This is a genomic window from Formivibrio sp. oc-25, assembly GCF_055810895.1.
Genome location: NZ_JBVVOL010000005.1, coordinates 1 through 16,980, shown reverse-complemented (window position 1 = coordinate 16,980; position 16,980 = coordinate 1). Strand labels below are relative to the sequence as shown.

General features: G+C 59.8%; 17 protein-coding genes. 12 read left to right on the top strand and 5 right to left on the bottom strand.

The window, feature by feature from the left end; all coding sequences use genetic code 11:
* Window positions 1-7: 7 nt before the first annotated feature.
* Entirely contained in the window at window positions 8-901 is an 894-nt protein-coding gene (locus tag AC0KVQ_RS04610; RefSeq protein WP_473419957.1) for a LysR family transcriptional regulator, read from the bottom strand.
* Window positions 902-1,431: 530 nt separating this feature from the next.
* Between AC0KVQ_RS04610 and AC0KVQ_RS04605 the strand changes: the two genes are divergently transcribed.
* The 10 genes from AC0KVQ_RS04605 to gspE all read left to right on the top strand — a co-directional run bounded on the left by AC0KVQ_RS04605 (window position 1,432) and on the right by gspE (window position 11,192).
* Window positions 1,432-2,421 carry a LysR family transcriptional regulator gene (locus AC0KVQ_RS04605; protein ID WP_473419956.1) on the top strand — a complete coding sequence of 330 codons (990 nt, stop codon included), beginning with the start codon at window positions 1,432-1,434 and terminating at the stop codon, window positions 2,419-2,421.
* A 42-nt stretch (window positions 2,422-2,463) separates the two neighbouring features.
* Window positions 2,464-3,672 (top strand): type II secretion system inner membrane protein GspF, encoded by a 1,209-nt coding sequence (gene gspF, locus AC0KVQ_RS04600; RefSeq protein WP_473419955.1) that lies wholly within the window; start codon window positions 2,464-2,466, stop codon window positions 3,670-3,672.
* Window positions 3,673-3,697: 25 nt separating this feature from the next.
* Window positions 3,698-4,120 carry a type II secretion system major pseudopilin GspG gene (gene gspG, locus AC0KVQ_RS04595; protein ID WP_473419954.1) on the top strand — a complete coding sequence of 141 codons (423 nt, stop codon included), beginning with the start codon at window positions 3,698-3,700 and terminating at the stop codon, window positions 4,118-4,120.
* A 16-nt stretch (window positions 4,121-4,136) separates the two neighbouring features.
* Window positions 4,137-4,640, top strand: a complete 504-nt coding sequence (gene gspH / locus AC0KVQ_RS04590) for a type II secretion system minor pseudopilin GspH (RefSeq protein WP_473419953.1) — start codon at window positions 4,137-4,139, stop codon at window positions 4,638-4,640.
* Window positions 4,624-4,995, top strand: coding sequence for a type II secretion system minor pseudopilin GspI (gspI, locus tag AC0KVQ_RS04585; RefSeq protein ID WP_473419952.1), 372 nt, complete (start codon window positions 4,624-4,626; stop codon window positions 4,993-4,995). The genes gspH and gspI overlap by 17 nt, the downstream gene beginning before the upstream one ends.
* A complete protein-coding gene (gspJ, locus tag AC0KVQ_RS04580; RefSeq protein WP_473419951.1) occupies window positions 4,979-5,533 on the top strand; it encodes a type II secretion system minor pseudopilin GspJ in 555 nt (184 codons plus the stop codon). The genes gspI and gspJ overlap by 17 nt, the downstream gene beginning before the upstream one ends.
* Complete coding sequence (gene gspK, locus AC0KVQ_RS04575) at window positions 5,530-6,441, top strand: type II secretion system minor pseudopilin GspK (protein ID WP_473419950.1); 912 nt, start codon at window positions 5,530-5,532, stop codon at window positions 6,439-6,441. Before gspJ ends, gspK begins: the two co-directional genes overlap by 4 nt.
* 352 nt (window positions 6,442-6,793) lie before the next feature.
* Complete coding sequence (locus AC0KVQ_RS04570) at window positions 6,794-7,600, top strand: PDZ domain-containing protein (protein ID WP_473419949.1); 807 nt, start codon at window positions 6,794-6,796, stop codon at window positions 7,598-7,600.
* The gene (gspD, locus tag AC0KVQ_RS04565) at window positions 7,597-9,726 is read left to right on the top strand and encodes a type II secretion system secretin GspD (protein ID WP_473419948.1); all 2,130 of its coding nucleotides are present in this window, start codon (window positions 7,597-7,599) and stop codon (window positions 9,724-9,726) included. The genes AC0KVQ_RS04570 and gspD overlap by 4 nt, the downstream gene beginning before the upstream one ends.
* A complete protein-coding gene (gene gspE / locus AC0KVQ_RS04560) occupies window positions 9,723-11,192 on the top strand; it encodes a type II secretion system ATPase GspE (protein ID WP_473419947.1) in 1,470 nt (489 codons plus the stop codon). The genes gspD and gspE overlap by 4 nt, the downstream gene beginning before the upstream one ends.
* Before the next feature lie 810 nt (window positions 11,193-12,002).
* Here gspE and gspN read toward each other — a convergent pair.
* From gspN to AC0KVQ_RS04540, 4 genes are all read right to left on the bottom strand, one after another.
* The gene (gene gspN / locus AC0KVQ_RS04555) at window positions 12,003-12,728 is read right to left on the bottom strand and encodes a type II secretion system protein N (protein WP_473419946.1); all 726 of its coding nucleotides are present in this window, start codon (window positions 12,726-12,728) and stop codon (window positions 12,003-12,005) included.
* The gene (gene gspM / locus AC0KVQ_RS04550) at window positions 12,725-13,201 is read right to left on the bottom strand and encodes a type II secretion system protein GspM (protein ID WP_473419945.1); all 477 of its coding nucleotides are present in this window, start codon (window positions 13,199-13,201) and stop codon (window positions 12,725-12,727) included. Before gspM ends, gspN begins: the two co-directional genes overlap by 4 nt.
* Before the next feature lie 12 nt (window positions 13,202-13,213).
* Window positions 13,214-14,284, bottom strand: a complete 1,071-nt coding sequence (gspL, locus tag AC0KVQ_RS04545; RefSeq protein ID WP_473419944.1) for a type II secretion system protein GspL — start codon at window positions 14,282-14,284, stop codon at window positions 13,214-13,216.
* 378 nt (window positions 14,285-14,662) lie between these two features.
* Window positions 14,663-15,088, bottom strand: a complete 426-nt coding sequence (locus AC0KVQ_RS04540; protein ID WP_473419943.1) for a hypothetical protein — start codon at window positions 15,086-15,088, stop codon at window positions 14,663-14,665.
* Between the two features lie 354 nt (window positions 15,089-15,442).
* Here AC0KVQ_RS04540 and AC0KVQ_RS04535 point away from each other — a divergent pair, with 354 nt between their 5' ends.
* A complete protein-coding gene (locus tag AC0KVQ_RS04535) occupies window positions 15,443-16,417 on the top strand; it encodes a TRAP transporter substrate-binding protein (RefSeq protein ID WP_473419942.1) in 975 nt (324 codons plus the stop codon).
* Window positions 16,418-16,597: 180 nt separating this feature from the next.
* A partial coding sequence (locus AC0KVQ_RS04530; RefSeq protein ID WP_473419941.1) for a TRAP transporter small permease occupies window positions 16,598-16,980 on the top strand: 383 nt, incomplete at its 3' end.

Below are 16,980 nucleotides of genomic sequence, written 5' to 3'. Positions count from 1 at the left end.
TCCTGTTCTAAATATTGTTGTTTTCTTTTCTGTATTGATTGATGGTTTCTATCATTATTTTTAGTAGCGGTGAGTCGTTATTTGCAAGGTAGGCACAATGCAATTCCATCGTCTGTGGTGGTTCAGATATGATCGGGATGTAGACTACGTCAGGCAGTTTCAGTACACGCATTGATTCTGGAACAACCGAGCAGCCAAAATTATTTGAGACCATCTGTGTGCCGGAAATCATGTCTGTCGAACGGTGTACATAATTAATGTTTACGCCTAGCTTGCGATGCTTTTCTTCGATAAAGGTGGTGGCTTCATTATCTATCGGACCGATCATGGGGAGATTTTCCAGTTCTTTGTAGTTGACTGACTCCCTGTTTGATAGGGGATTTAGCCTGTTTACAGCAAGAAGCATGTTTTCCTTGTAAGCAACCATGGTTGCGATATCGGTATGTTTGGCAAGATAGCGATCAAATGCCACCAATATCTTGCCATTTTTCAATGACTCTATCTGATGTTCCCGCAACTGGTGGTGCAGTACGACATTGATTTCCGGGTGTGTTTTTCCCAGTAGGCTGATGATGTTAGGTACAACGGTCAGCATTGCCGTGCCATACAGGCCAATATTAATTGTACTGTTGCAATCCGGCTTGCCGATATTGCTGATGTCTTCACGTGTGTGTTCAATCAGCGAGTGAATTTTCCTGGCATGCGAAAGAAATGCTTCGCCGGCAGGTGTCAGTTCCACTCCCCAAGTGGTTCGGTTGAATAAGGGAGTGCCTAATTCGTCCTCCAGTATTTGAACCAGACGACTCAGTGGTGGTTGTGATATGTGCAATCGTTCAGCGGCGCGACTGATGTTTTTTTCTTCGGCTACGGCGATGAAATACTTAATTTGACGCAAGTTCATTGTCTTGAACCTTTCTCTTTAATTTGTATTTTGTTGTAATTGGTGTTTTCGTTGTGGCTGCCATGATATATCGATAATGGCATCTTGGGCGAGGTGGCCGGTTGATATGTTCTCGCTTGTTTGAACGATGCAATTTTTGGAATGGCTGTTATCTATATTCCATGGTATGCGCGGGGTGATGCCATGCTTTTGGGGTATGGCCATCAAGCAAAATGGTATTGGATGTCGAGAAGATGTTTGACCGATTATTGCTGGTGTGCAACGACATGCGTGCTGCTGTGCAATGCATGTCCAACAAATAAGCGGTTCCTCCTCAACCACCGCCTGCCGTGATGTTTCCGGCGACCCTGCGAAATATCTGGCTACTCGCCCGTCTTGGTTCAAGGCGGGCTTTTTTTCGAGCTGACAAAGGTATGGTGCTTTTGTGTCAGGTATACCTAGATGGTATGAGGTACGATACCAAATGGTATTGGATTTTGCATGGCATAAAAATAATGATAGCCATCGAATACTGACTACAGAGCATGCGCATGCAAGCCAATAAAAACAGGTCAGGCAAGTTGTTCAGGAGAGAGGCGCAGGAAATGGACATCCGTCAGCTCAAGTATTTCATCGTGGTTGCCGAAGAGCGCAACATTAGCCGCGCTGCGGCCAGATTGCACATTTCCCAGCCACCGTTGACCCGCCACATCCAGTCGCTGGAAGAGGAGCTGGATGTCAGGCTGTTTACGCGTACCAACTGGGGCGTGGAGTTGACCCAAGCGGGCGAAGCGCTGTTGAGCCATGCCAGAAATATCAAATCCCATGTCGATCTTGCAACTGAGCAGGCACGTCGTGCTGGCAAGGGCTTGGTTGGCCGGATTGATATCGGTATTTTCGGTTCAGCCATGCTCAATATCATCCCGCGCATCCTGAACCAGTTCGTTGAATCGCATCCAGATGTCAAAATCGTCTTGCATAGCGGACCGAAAGGGCGCCAGATCGAAGCGCTGCATCAAGGTCGTATCCTGATTGCTTTTGATCGCTACTTGCCCGAATCGCCGGAATTGATGACCGAACTGGTTTGCCGCGAGCCGATTCTGGTGGCCTTGAATACCCGTAATCCGCTAGCGCAGCGAGCCAGCCTGACTCCCGCTGATTTGCGCGAAGAATCCATGATCGGCGAACAGGACCCGAGTGTGGCGATGGCCACGCAGTCAATGTTCAAGACTTTGGGTTACGAACCAGTGTTCGTGCAGAAGGCAACCGACATGATCTCTGCCGCAGTCATGGTGGCCGGGGGGTTTGGCAGTTCGCTGGTGCCGGAATCGGTACAAAACCTGCAATTGCCCAATGTGGTATATCGGCCATTGGTATCTGATCTGGGTAGCCCGTTGATCGATCTGCATTGTGCCTATCGGCGCGATGAAACTTCCCCGTTGCTGATCGAACTGCTTAAAACGGTGCGCGAGTACCGGGAGCAAAATCGGCGGACGTTGATGCAGGCGGACTACCGTCTCACCGAGCCTTCCGCTTCCTGAGCGTTTGCGGCAAGCCGAACGCGCGCATCCGGAATCAGGGCGATGGCAAATTTCCGTTACAAGGCAGTACCTGCATCGGGCGGGGCACCCCAGTCGGGCCAGTTGACGGCGGAGACGGCGCGACAGGCACGGGCGCTGTTGCGCGAACGCGGCTTGCTGGCGACCTCGCTCACCGCGCTCGACGATGCGGCGGCCACTGCCCGGCAGCCACGCTTGCGACTGGGGCGTGCGGCGCTGACGGTGCTCACGCGCCAGTTTTCGGCACTGCTTGATGCCGGGCTGACCATTGATGAAGTGCTGGCGATCCTTGCTGAGCAAAGCGCGCAGGATGTCGAGCGCCGCCTGCTGCAGTCCTTGCGCAGCCAGATTGCCGAAGGCGTGCCGCTTTCGGCCGCCATGGCACGTTTCCCTAAAATTTTCCCACCGTTTTATCGCATCCTGATCCGGGCCGGCGAAGAGTCTGGCCGACTGGGTACGGTGATGCAACGCCTGGCGAGTTACCTCGAAGCCCGCGGCGAACTGGCCACGCAGGTCGGGCTGGCCTTCATCTACCCGGCAGTGGTGCTGGGCGTCTCCTTGCTGGTGGTGGCCGGCATGATGACCTGGGTAGTGCCGCAGATGGTGCAGGTCTTCGCCTCGGCCAAGCAGACGCTACCGCTGCTGACACGCCTGTTGCTGGGCGTCAGCGGCTTCTTTGCCCAATGGGGCGGCTGGGGCCTGTTGAGCCTGCTGCTGGCCGGCATCGGTTTCAGCCAGGCGCTGCGCCTGCCCGTCGTGCGCTTCCAGGTACACGCCTGGCGCCTGCGTCTGCCCTTGCTCGGGCGGTTTGATCATGCCGCCAACACCGCGCGCTTTGCCAGCACCCTGTCGATTCTGGTCGGTGCCGGCGTGCCCTTGCTCAATGCCATGAGCGCCGCAGTCGGGGTGATGAGCAGCCTGCCGATGCAGCGTGGCTTGGATGAGGTGGCACGGCAGGTGCGCGAAGGCGTACCGCTGTCCCGTGCGCTGAAGGCTGTGGGCGGTTTTCCGCCGGTGCTGGTGTATCTGGTGGCCAGTGGCGAAGCCACCGGGCGGCTGGCGCAGATGCTGGAGCGGGCCGCAGACGAACAGGCGAGGGAATTGAGCCGGCGCGTGCAGACGTTTACCGCCTTGCTGGGCCCGGCGGTGGTGTTGCTGATGGGCGCGGTGGTGCTGGGGATTGTGCTGGCGATACTGTTGCCGGTGTTCGAAATGAACCAATTAGTGAAGTGACAAGACGTGGTTTGAGGAGAAATCAATGAAACAACAAACTGGATTTACGCTGATCGAGATTCTTGTCGTGGTCTCGATCCTGGCGATTCTGGGCGCGCTGGTGGTGCCCAAGATCACGGACCGGCCCAATGATGCGCGGGTGGTGGCGGCCAAGCAGGATATTGGCGCGATTATCGCGGCGCTGAAGCTGTACAAGCTGGATAACGGGCGCTACCCGAGCGCGGAGCAAGGGCTGAAGGCCTTGATGGAGAAACCGGCGAGCGAACCGGTGCCGCAGAACTGGAAGACCGGCGGCTACCTGGAGAAGGCACCGCAAGACCCGTGGGGTAACGGCTATGTTTACCTGATCCCGGGGCTGAAGGGCGAGATGGAAGTGCTGAGCTACGGGGCCGATGGCCAGGCCGGCGGGGAAGGGTATGACGCCGATATCAGCTCGGCCGGCCTGTAATGTCTCGCAACAGGCCATGAACAGGTTCTGCAAGGCATCGCCAGCGAGCCTGGGTTTCACCCTGATCGAAATCCTGGTGGTGCTGGCGATCATCGGCGTGATCAGCAGCCTGGTCGTGGTCAGGCTGGGGACGTCCGATCAGCACAAGGTCGAGCGTGCCGCCGAAGACCTGGCGGCGGTGCTGGAAGCCGCACGCGATGAAGCCGTCTTCAGCGGGCAGCATGTGGCGATCTCCAGCGATGGCCAGGGCTACCAGTTGTGGCATAACCACGGCTCCCAGGGGCAGTGGGTGGGCCTGCCGGCCGAGGCGGGCCTGCGCGCCGGCAAACTGGCCGATGGCGTGCGCTGGCAATCGCAGCGCGTCAACGATCAGGCGCAAGCGCTGGGCGAGCGCATCGTGCTGCCACCGGATGGCGTGGTCGACCCGTTCGGCGTGGAGCTGGCCGCAGGCGACGCGCGACGCTGGCTGCAGGCCGATGTCATGGGCCGGATCGAGGTCAGCGATGCCGCACGTCCGTGAGCAGGGCTTTACCCTGATCGAAACGCTGGTGGCACTGGCGGTGCTGGCGATTGCCCTCACGGCCGGATTGCGCGCCGCCGCACTGACGACCGATGCGGTGATCGACCTTAAAGCCCGTACCGCCGCCAACTGGGTGGCCAGCAATGTGCTGCAGCAGATGATCGCCTACCGGCAGTTTCCGGATCTGGGGGCGAAGGAAGGCGAGGCCACGCAGGGCCATCAGGCTTTTATCTGGCGCCAGGAAGTGGGCATCACCCCGAATTACAGCTTTCGGCGGGTGGAAGTCAAAGTGTTCCTGCCGGCCGACAAGCAGCATGCGGTGGCGAAACAGGTGGCGTATGTCGCCCGGCACTGAGCGCGGGTTTACCCTGCTCGAGATCCTGGTGGCGCTGGCGGTGTTTGCCGTCGTCGGCGCGCTGGCCTATCGCGGGCTGGATGCCATGAGCCAGCACAAGGTGCGGCTGGATCAGGAGATCCGCGACTGGCGCGAACTGGAACTGGTGCTCGATCGCATGGAAACGGACATCGTGCAGATGGCGCCGCAATCGAAGCGCGATGGCAGCGGCACGCTGCACCCGCCGCTGTTTTACGGCCGGCGCGACGGCATGCCCTTGCTGGAGCTGATCCGCTTCGACGGCCAGCGCCCGCTGCTGCGCCTGGCCTACCGGCTGAACGGCCAGCGCCTGGAGTTGCTGCTGTGGCAAGGCGAGCAATACAAGGTGTACCGCCTGCTCGATCAGGTCGAGCAGTGCGAATTCGCCCTGCTGGATGCGCAACAGGCCTGGCGCGCGCAATGGCCGGTGTCCGGCCAGCCGCAGCGCCCGCAAGCGGTACGTCTGCGCCTGCGTCTGCGCGGGCAGGGCGAGTTTGAACGGATCTTTGCACTGCCATGAGCCCGCACCGATCCCTTCGACTGGCGCAGCGCGGCGTGGCTCTGATCAGCGCCTTGCTGGTCTCGGCGCTGGTGGCCGCCCTGGCGATCACGCTGGTCTCGCGCACCAACCTGTGGCTGAACCGGGCGCAGAACCGGCAGGACCTGGCCAGTGCGCAGTTGCTGGCCCTGGGTGCCATCGACCTGGCACGCCTGACCTTGCGCGATGACGGCCGCAAGAATCAGGTCGACCACTTGCAGGAAGCGTGGACGATCCCGATTCCGGCGGTCAATGCCGAAGCGGGTGAAGTGAGCGGACGCATCATCGAAATGCAGGGCCTGTTCAATCTGGCCAATCTGCAAACGGGCGAGCAGGTCGATGCTGCCGGCATCAAAGGGTTTGCGCGGCTGCTGGCCAATATCGGCCTGAACCCCGGTCTGGCCACGGTGCTGGACAAGGCTTTACGGGCAGAGATTGACGCACGCAAGGACGCCGGCATCACGGTGGCCTTCCCGTACGGCGATCTGGCGGACCTGGCGGCCTTGCCCGGATTCGATGCCCCGACCCGGCAGCGGCTGCAGGACGTGGCGGTGATTCTGCCGCAGGCGACGCGGTTGAATGTCAACTTCGCCAGTGCAGATGTGCTGTCGGCCGTGTTTCCGGGCCTGAGCAACAGTGATGCGGCGCAGGTGGTGAACCAGCGCAGCGGGAGCCATTTTGCTTCGACCGACGCGTTTGTGCAGGCGGTGCCGCAAGGGGCGCGCAGCCAGATCAGCAGCAGTGCCGGCACGGTGCGCAGCAGTTTTTTTATGGCGGAAGTCGATGTGGCGTATGGCCGGGTACGGCTGCGCTACCAGGCGCTGCTCAAGCGCGAGGGCAGTCAATCGCCCGAGGTGGTATGGATACGACGCGGGCAGATGGCAGGATGAACGAGGTGGATGGACTCCCTCGCCCGCTTGCGGGAGAGGGGTGGGGAGAGGGCGCTGTTGATGTGGCCTGCCGGGATTGGCCGGGAGTTCACCCCGGCGGGTGAGTTTCTTTTCTTGTTTCGCCAAGAAAAGAAACCAAAAGAAGGCGACCCCGGGTGGCCGACGCTCCGCGCTACCCTCGTTTGGTCGGGAGCCTGGGTCTCCCTCCGCGCACTCGGCGGCCTTGCAGGGGGATGGGGTGTACTTGCGTGTGCATGAGCAATATAAAACGGATACCCGGCGCCATGCCTGTTTATGGCGCCGGATGTGATGAAGGTTCCGGGTTGAACAACTTTGAAGGTTTGATGAGAACGTGAAACTCCCCACTGCTGTTGTGAAGGCCTTGCGTTATTTGCCGGGCGGCCTGGAGGGCATGCTGCTGTTGCTGCTGCTGTGGCAAGTGGCCGGGCTGATCTGGTGGCCGGTGCTGCCGCGGGCGCAGCCGGGCAATCTGACCTTGCCGGCCGCCGCGCCGACCGCCCAGGGTGCCTCGATCGATGCGCTGCAAGGCTGGTTTGCCGCGCCCGAAGCCGTCACCGAAACGGTGACCGACCTGAAACTGCTGGCCGTGGTGTCGGGCGCGCGCGGGGTGGCGCTGCTCAATCTCGGGCCGGCCAGCACGGTTGCGGTGCGGGTGGGCGAAGAAGTCCGCCCAGGCAATCGCGTGGTCAGCATTACCGCCAGTGCAGTGGAAATCGAACGCAATGGCCAGCGCCAACGCGTGCTGCTGGAAGGGCAGAACGCCAGTTCGACCGCCTCGGTGGTGGTGACGCCTGCTGCCAAACCGTCGATAGCCCCGAGCAAATCCACCCCGGTTGCCCGGCTCACGCGCGGCCAGCTGTCCGGCCTGATGCAAGGCGGCAATCTGGCGGACTGGGGCCGCGGACTGGCCTCCTACCGCGAGGGCGGCATCCTGATCGAAGACCTGGGCCAGCAACCCCTGATGCGTGCCCTCAAGCTGCGCCGGGGCGACGTGATCCGCGCCGCCAACGGCAAAGCCATTCAGCAGTTGTCGGATATCTCGCTGCTGTACCACCTGCTGAGCCAGCAACCCTCCGTTGAACTGTCGGTCTTGCGCGATGGTTCCCTGCAAACCCTGCCCTACAAGATCCAGCCATGACATTTTTTAAACGTACCCGTTTGGCCGCAGCCTGCCTGGCCCTGTCCGTTTCTGCCGTGTGGGCAGCCGAGGAGAAGGTCACCCTCAACTTTGTGAACTCGGATATCGAATCGGCGATCAAGGCCGCCGGTGCACTGACCGGCAAGAACTTCGTGATCGACCCGAAGGTGAAGGGCACGGTCAATATCGTGTCGCACCAGCCGGTTGCGCGTGAGCTGGTCTACCCGATCCTGCTCTCGGCGCTGCGTCAGCAGGGGATCGCCGTGGTGGAAGGCAACGGCGTGGTCAAAGTCATGCCCGAGGCCGAAGCCAAGAGCCAGGGCGGACCGGTGCTGGCCAAGGGCGAGCGTGCCAGCGGCGAGCGCATCCTGACCCAGGTCTACCCGCTCAAGTTCCAATCGGCCAGCCAGCTGGTGGGGGTGCTCAAACCGCTGGTCTCGCCCAACAATATCCTGAATGCCTATGCCGCCGGCAACACGCTGGTGGTAATCGACTATGCCGAGAACATCGCCCGCATCAACCGCGTGATCGACAGCATCGACCAACCGGCCGACAGCGAATTCTTCGCCCTGCCGCTCAAGCACGGCTCGGCCCAGGCCATTGCCCAGACCCTGGGCAGCCTGCTGCCGGAAGTGTATGTGCAAGGGGTGCAGTCGGCGTCCAACCCGCCCGAAGGCGTGAAACGCACCATCGTCATGGCCGATGTGCGCAGCAACCAGCTGCTGGTGCGCAGCGAAGCCGAGGCCCACAGCAAACAGATCCGCGCCCTGGTCGAGAGCCTTGATCGCCCCGGCGCCTCGGACAGCAATATCCACGTGATCTACCTGCGCAATGCCGAAGCCACCCGCCTGGCCGGCACGCTCAAGGGCATCCTGACCGGACAGGGCAGCAACACCGCAAGCAGCAGCATGACCCCGGTCAGCAGCAGCGCCACCAGTTCGACCAGCTCAAGTACCACCAGCTCAAGTACGGGTAGCAACACCAGCAGCAGTAACAGCAACAACGCCGGCAGCAGCGCCGCCAGTGTCACCATCGGTGGCGCCAGCGTGCTGATCCAGGCCGACAGCATGACCAACTCGCTGATCATTACCGCCCCCGATCACCTCTACCAGAACCTGCGTGGCGTGATCGACCGGCTCGACGTGCGCCGCGCCCAGGTCTACGTCGAAGCCGTGATTGCCGAAGTCAACCTGTCCAAGGCTGGCGAGCTGGGTGTGCAATGGGTCGCGGCCGGTGGTAACGACAAGCTCGGCGGCGGCATCCTGTCGGCGATCTCCTCGACCAGCACCAATCTGGCCACGCTGTATTCCGGCTTCCAGTCCGGCAGCCTGTCGATCCCGACCGGCAGCTACCTGGGCATCTTCAACGGCGACCCCACCGATGGCACCGCCTCGCTCGGCCTGCTCGCTGCCGCGATTGAATCCTCGGGCGATGGCAACGTGCTGTCCACGCCGAACCTGCTGATGCTCGACAACGAAGAAGCCAGCATCACCGTCGGGCAGAACATCCCGATCGTCACCGGCTCGTATACCACCTCCAGCAGCGGCTCGACCAACCCGTTTACCACGGTCGAACGCAAGGATGTCGGCATCAAGCTCAAGGTCAAACCGCAGGTATCCGATGGCGGCACCATCACGCTGAACGTCTCGCAGGAAGTGTCGGGTATCGACAGTACGGTCAGCACCGGCGGCGCCGGCATTGCCACCAAGGTACGCACCATCGATACCAAGGTGCTGGTGGACGACAACCAGACCATCGTGCTGGGCGGCCTGATCCAGGAGAATGTCAGCCTGAGCCAGAACAAGGTGCCGCTGCTGGGCGATATCCCGTGGCTGGGCCAGCTGTTCCGCTATGAATCGCGCAGCAGCGAGAAGACCAACCTGATGGTGTTCCTGCGCCCGCGCATCCTGCGCGACAGCCAGGCCACCGCCGCCTTGAGCAATGAGCGTTACCAGTACCTGCGCGCCGAGCAGGCCGGCTTCCGGCCGGAGAAGCGCCTGCTGCTGCCGGACCTGCCCGCCGTGACGCTGCCAGCCCCGGCCGAGGCCACGATCCCGCCGGCCCAGACCCCATCGACCCCGCCGGCCGCTGCATCGCCCACCCCCACCACCGGAGGCCAGCCGTGAGCGAGCGTCTGGTGAGCTATGCCTGGGCACGCGATCATGGCGTGTTCGATCTGGGGCGCTCGGGCGACGTGCTGCAGGTGTGTTTGCGCCGGGGCGGCAACCTGGCTGCGCTGGCCGAACTGCGCCGGGTGGCGCCAGGCCCGCTGCAGCTGGAAGTGCTTGAGGCGGACGTATTCCAGGCCCGCTTGACCGAAGCCTTCAACGACCCGGCACGGCGTGCCGCCAGCATGGTCGACGATCTTGAGGAATCGGCCGATCTGGCGCGTCTGCTGGAAGAAATGCCCGATATCGAAGACCTGCTCGAAGCCGAAGAAGATGCCCCGGTCATCCGCCTGATCAACACCCTGCTGACCGAAGCGCTGCGCGAGAATGCCTCCGACATCCACTTCGAACTGTTCGAAACGCGCGCCACTGTGCGCTTCCGCGTCGATGGCCAACTGCGCGATATCGTCGAACCCAAGCGCGGCCTGCATGCCGCGATCGTCTCGCGCGTAAAAGTCATGGCCGGACTCGACATTGCCGAGAAACGCCTGCCGCAAGATGGCCGCATGACGCTGCGCATCGCCGGGCGCCCGGTCGACGTGCGTGTCTCCACGCTACCGACTGGCCACGGCGAACGCGTGGTGCTGCGCCTCTTGGATAAGTCCGCCGGCCGGCTCGACCTGGCCAAACTCGGCATGCCCACCCCGACATTACAACGCCTGCAACACCTGCTGGCGCAGCCGCACGGCATCCTGCTCGTGACCGGCCCGACGGGCTCGGGCAAGACCACCACGCTGTATGCGGCGCTTGCGCAGATGGATGCGCACGCCTGCAACATCATGACGGTGGAAGACCCGATCGAATATGAACTCGACGGCGTCGGCCAGACCCAGGTCAACCCGCGCATCGACATGAGCTTCGCCCGCGCCTTGCGCGCCATCCTGCGCCAGGACCCGGACGTGATCATGATCGGCGAAATCCGCGACCTGGAAACGGCGCAGATTGCCGTGCAGGCCTCGCTCACCGGCCATCTGGTATTGGCCACGCTGCACACCAACGACGCGCCGAGCGCCATCACCCGGCTGGTCGACATGGGCATCGAACCGTTTCTGCTGGCCTCGTCCACCATCGGCGTGCTGGCGCAACGCCTGGCCCGCAGACTGTGCCCGGATTGCCGCGAAGCCTATATCGCCGATGCCGAGGAGCAAACCCTTTTGAATCATCCGGCCCCGCTCACGCTGTATCGGGCGGTGGGTTGCCCGGTGTGCAACCACACCGGCTATCGTGGCCGGACCGGCATCTATGAATTATTGAGCGTGGATGAAACGCTGCGCGGGCTGATCCATCAGGGCGGCAACGAGCAGGACCTGCGCAATCATGCCAGCGGGCAGGGCATGGTGAGCCTGCGCCAGGATGGCTTTGCGCGGGTGGTGGCGGGGGAGACGACGATCGACGAGATCCTGCGCGTTACGCGCGAGGATTAGCCAGAAACAAAAAGGCGCGCCTGAGAGATCAGTGCGCGCCCGGGGGATAGGGTGGCGTTGTCTGGTGCATGGGTCACCTGTATCCGATCCGCAGGATGGCGGTCGGTAGTCAGAATTACTCTTCGGTCGTGATGATGTCTTCGATCACTTCATTGGATAGCAGGTTGTTCAATTCCAGAAAAGCAAAAAAATCGTCAAACATGATGGTTCTCCTAACTATCAATCAATAAAAATCAGGCTTCGTCTTTACCGGCGACTTTTTCAGCGATGGCGGCGGCGCCGATGCTGGCGATGCTCAGGGCAACCGGGGCAGCGAAAGAGGCGATGCTGATGATGAGGCTTTCCATGGTGTTTCTCCGTATTCCAGTGTTGATGTTGTGCGTGTGGTGACGGGAGTGGCTTACTTCTCGTCGCTGGGCAGCAGCTTTTCGGCGATACCGATGACACCGGCGCTGACGAGGCCTGCGGCGGCGGGGATGGCAACGGGGGCGATGCTGATGATGAAGGCTGCGTCGATCATGATGTTTCTCCTGGTAGGTTCCGGCTCGTTTGCCGTGAAACAAAGTTACCAATTTACGGGATGAATTGATACGTAAAACTACCAATTCTTGATGTAATCATTCACGTATCTTTGGCGTAGTTAACTACTAAAAAATCGTAATGCATTGAAAATACAGGGTTTAATATTTTATCAATCGCGCCGATTGATAAAACCATACTTCAATAGTCGGGATTGGATGCGGTTGGGGTGGCGAAAAACAAAGTGGCCAGCCTGATGAGCCGGCCGGCCGTGGGGAACGAGGAAGATACTTAGAAACTCAGGGTATAGGCCCCGTTCTGGCTGGGTAGGGTGGCCAGCAGTGGCTTGAGACTATCGAGCGCTTTCCCTTGCGGTACGAGGGAAAGGGTGCCTCGCACCGATGCCCGGGTTAGATCAAGCTGGCCATTGCCGCGAATGGCAAGGCTGCCTTGCTGCGGTGAAACTTGCCAGGTCCCAGCCTGACCGGGCTGGTGGGAAAGGGTGAAGCGATAACTGCCGAGTGTGCCGGAAGTGGGTGCCAGCGGCGAGAACAGGTCCCGTAACTGACCATCAAGCGAGGACGGGCTATCCAGCGCCAGGCGTGGGCTGTTGAGCTGCAGTATCCCCCCCAGTTTGAGCGGCTGGAGCTTGGGGTGCAGGCCCAGCAGGGGGCCAGCGGGCAAGGTCAGTGCGACCGCCTGCAGGCTGACGCGGGTCGGGCCGGCGACGAGGGTAAGTTGGCTGGGGATTTGGCCGAAGCTGCCGTGCACGTCCCAGCGCAACTGGCCTTGCCAGAGCTGGCGTGGTGAAAACTGCCAGCGCAGCGCCTGCTGGACGACCTGACCACGGATACCCAATGCCGCGGCGCGCCCCTGCCAGAGCGTGCCCTCGCACGCTTCCAGCCGGATGTCTGCGGGCAACCCCTTGGCCAGCAGGGCTGCAGGCAGGCGGATCAAGGCAAAACCGGCGAAGAGCAGGCCGCCGCCGATGGCGAGCAGAACGGTTTTACGGCTCATGGCTGGCGTTCCATTTCAGCGACGACCTGGACAGTGCCAGCGCTTGTGCCGGGCTTGAGGCTGATGACGACAACGCGGGCGCTGGTCTGCTCGCGCACCTGTTGCAGCAGAGTCAGGGCGCGTTCGCTGGGCAAGGCGGGCAAGCGCAGCTCGACGCGAGTCGCCGAAAGTGATCGCACATCGGCGCTGAGCTGCTGCTGGCTCAAAAATTCAAAAACTGCCGAACGCAGATCAGTGCTGGGCGCAATGCCGGTTGCCGGGCGGGCACCCGTACGGGGGGGCAGGGCGCGCATGGCGAGGTGTTGCGCTTCCAGTTGCGGAATGCTGCGCTCCAGCCGCTGCAGGCGGCTGGAGAGGGGGGCGGCCACGGCAAAATAAAACAGGGTGGCGGCCATGATTACCGCCCAGCCCAGCAGCAACTTGCGTTCGCTGGAAGAGCGCTGCTGCCAGAATCGGATGAAATGCTGTTGCATGAGGAGCTCCTGTCAGCGGCGGGCAAGCGGGATGTCGAGGCGGACAAACCCCGCTTCGGCCGGGGCAACGGTGAAGGGCAGACCTTGCTGTTGCAATTGCGCGCGGGCGGTGACGAGATCGGATTCGGTCAGGAGCAGGCGTGCCTGGCCATCACGCACGTCGGCGCTGCGTGGGCGCACTGCGGGTAGCTGGCTGGCCAGTTGCACTAACTGATCCAGGGCATCGGCCTGGGCTTGCGGCTTGCCGGCCTGGGTCAGGCTTTGCCATTGCAGGTAAGGGTCGACGATGGGGATGCCGGGGAAGGCGGCGGCGAAGGTCTGGCGGATGCCGTCGCGGAGTTGCTGTTCGCGCTGGGCCAGGCGCTGCCACTGCAAGACCGTGGCGAGCATGAGCGTGGCGCACACTGCGCCTGCGAGCCAGGCGGAACGCCGCAATCGGGCGGGCGTGAGGGATTCGAGGGCGTTCGCTGTGCCAAGACCCGCCAGAAAATTTACGGCGTCATTGGCGACAGCTCTTTCAAACAGTTTCTCGATTTGCAAAACAGGCGCACCAGCCAAAGCTTCCACCAGCGCAAAATCTTCCAGAAGACCGGTTTGCCCATCCGGAAGTCGGAAGATGTGGCCTTCTACTGTCCGGGCAGAAACAGGCTGCGCCGTAACCGGGAGAAGATCATGGATCGCATAGGCCTTGATCAGCGCTTTTGAAAACTTATCCCAGCGTGATAGCCAGGCTGCAAGCCAATGCTTGTTGCATAGCCACACGCATTGCCGGCCTTGTTCCGGCTTGGCAGGCAGAACATGCGTGTCTTCCCTCGAATCGAGCAGAATGTCTTCCAGCATCTGGTCAATCAAGGCAGATTGATGTCGCCCGCGCTGATTCGGTGCCGGAATGATGTACCCGCTTACCACGCTGGCTGGCAGTATCAACTGCGCCATCTTGTGTGCCGGCAGGTTCTGAATTGCACAACACCCTTGATCATGCAGTTGCTGCTTATCGTCGAACGCATACCACTTTACTTCTTCAGCCGCGAGATCTTGGGGCAAGACAACGCGCAGCATGGGGATGGCCTGGAATGTGTCCATGTTCTGGTCTATTAACCGATTTTAAACTTCGCCAATTCTAATGCGACAGCATGTAATTTGCTGTGTTTTGAGGAGAATTCGGCATGCCAAAAAAGTATTGGCCTTGCCTGAAAAAGGTATTGGATCGTGATTGGGCACCCAAGGATACTTGCGAAAATTTCGGTCCAGGCTTTGGAACGCGACAGCCTGATCTGCTACGTCTACTGTGTGTAAATCATGAAAAGTTTGTATTCCTCGGGTGAATATATCCTGGCCGTTTCAGGCGCAACCTGTGATCGCTGCGGATGTGCCATGCCTGCTGGGTCTGCACAGTTCCGGGAGTCCATTTCGATTGACAAGTTGTGTGGGAGTAGCTCGATATTCGGGGACGGCAAGTTGTTAAGGCTGGATCTGTGCGAGCGTTGCCTGCAGGAAGTGCTTGGCCCGTGGCTGCGCGTAACCGAACCGATTTCTACCGCGCAGGTTCATCGTTTTGGACATTTCATCCAGTTGGTTCAAAACGCGTTTTGCAACGATCAAAGTGCCATCGACAGCTGGATGGATAAGGATTGCGAGGAGTTGGGTGGGGAGTCGCCGCATGCCTACCTTGAACGAACCGGTGATGTCGAGCAGATCGAAAAGTTGCTGACCAATTTGCATTGATGGCGATGAGGCATTTGACTGCTTCGAAACGCCAACTATGTCGTTAAAGTGCAGAGCCAGTTTCTTGCTTGATTTCTGCTGGTGTTGTTGATATGCAACGGATTTTTCGTGAGCCTTTCCAGTCCGTTTCAGCAGCTTCTGGTGACTTTTCGAGGCGCCCATTTCTCGGTCAAATTTCCCGAAGAAGACTACCGCGAGGTGGTTTTCTTGTTTGGTAGCGAGGGTATGCGTATCACTTCATTCAAACTTGACCTCACAATATTGTTTTGTTTTTGCTTGGGCATGCTAAAAAGGTATGGCGAGGCATTCCAAAATGTATTGGACGGTTTTGGGGCCGAGAGAGATTCTTTGCACGATGTAAAAAGTTACGTCCCTCAACTGGCTCAAAGAGGCACTGACTTTTTATAGTAGGTTGATTCTGGTTTGTATCGAATCAACTGATGCGGTTTTATCTGGCTAGTCCGGATATTTTGTTGTGGCGAAAGCTGCAATTTAATTTTAAGAGGAGAAAGTCGCATGTCATTTCGCAAAACCATTCTGAGCGTATGCAGCGCAGCCCTGTTCGCAGGTGCCAGCGTGACTGTCATGGCAGAAACCTTCAAGGCTGCCGACGTGCATCCGGAAGGCTATCCGAACGTGGTGGCCATGCAGAACATGGGCAAAAAGCTCGAAGCTGCCACCAAGGGCCGCTTGTCGATCAAGGTATTCCCGGCCGGTGCTCTGGGCGGCGAAAAGGAAATGATCGAGCAAGCCCAGGTTGGCGCTTTGCAGATTGTGCGTATTTCGCTGGGTGCCGTAGGCCCGGTGGTACCGGATGTGAACGTGTTCAACATGCCGTTCGTATTCCGTGATGAAGCACACATGCGCAAGGTGATCGACGGCCCGATCGGCGACGAGATCCTGCAAAAGGTCACCAACAGCTCGGCTGGTCTGGTGGGTCTGGGCTGGATGGATGGCGGTACGCGTAACCTGTACACCAAGAAGCCGGTGAAGACCCCGGCTGATCTGAAGGGTCAGAAGATCCGCATGATGGGCAACCCGTTGTTCGTGGATACCATGAACGCCATGGGTGGCAATGGCATCTCGATCCCATACGGTGAACTGTACAGCGCACTGCAGACTGGCGTGGTAGATGGCGCTGAAAACAACGAACCGAGCTATATCACTTCGAACCATCACACTGTCGCCAAGTACTACACGCTGACTGGACACCTGAGTATTCCGGAAATCTTTGCTTTCTCCAAGACCTCCTGGAGCAAGCTGTCCAAGGAAGATCAGGAACTGATCAAGAAGCTGTCGAAGGAAACCCAGCTGGAGCAACGCAAGCTGTGGGATGCCAAGGTTGCTGAAATGCGCGCCCAGATGAAGAAGGATGGTGTCACGGTTATTGAAACTGACAAGAAGGCCTTCTATGACCTGACCGCACCGGTACGTGCCAAGCATGGTGCCCAGTACGCCGATCTGATGAAGCGTATCGAAGCCGTCAAGTAAGTCGGCTGTAGCACCTGCAGGGGCGGGCACAGCTCGCCCCTGTCTTTTGGAATTGATCCAGCCGAACCGGCCAATCAGATGGGAGCGGGGGCTATCCATCTGGTCTGGATGTAGGCATTGCCAGTCATTACAGAAGCAATGCAGGCGGGCTGGTTCGTTTGGTGGAGAGGAAAACAAGTAATGCAAAGTTATCTGAAGGCGATGGACGTGGTCTATCGGCTCTGTATCTGGATCTCCGGGTTGTCGATCATCATCATGTCGACAGTGATTCCGTGGGGGGTGTATGCACGCAAGGTGCTGGGGACGGGTTCGGCCTGGCCGGAACCGGTAGCGATTCTGTGCATGGTGATCTTTACCTTCTTTGGTGCGGCGGCGAGCTATCGTGCCGGCGGCCATATTGCGGTGATGATGCTGGTAGAGCGTTTGTCCGGGGGGACACAACGGGTACTGGCGCATGCCGTGAATGCGCTGATGATTCTGATCAGTCTGTTCATGATCTATTACGGCTTTGGTCTGTGCGCGGTGACGTGGAACCAGTCGGTGGATTCGCTGCCGGCACTGAG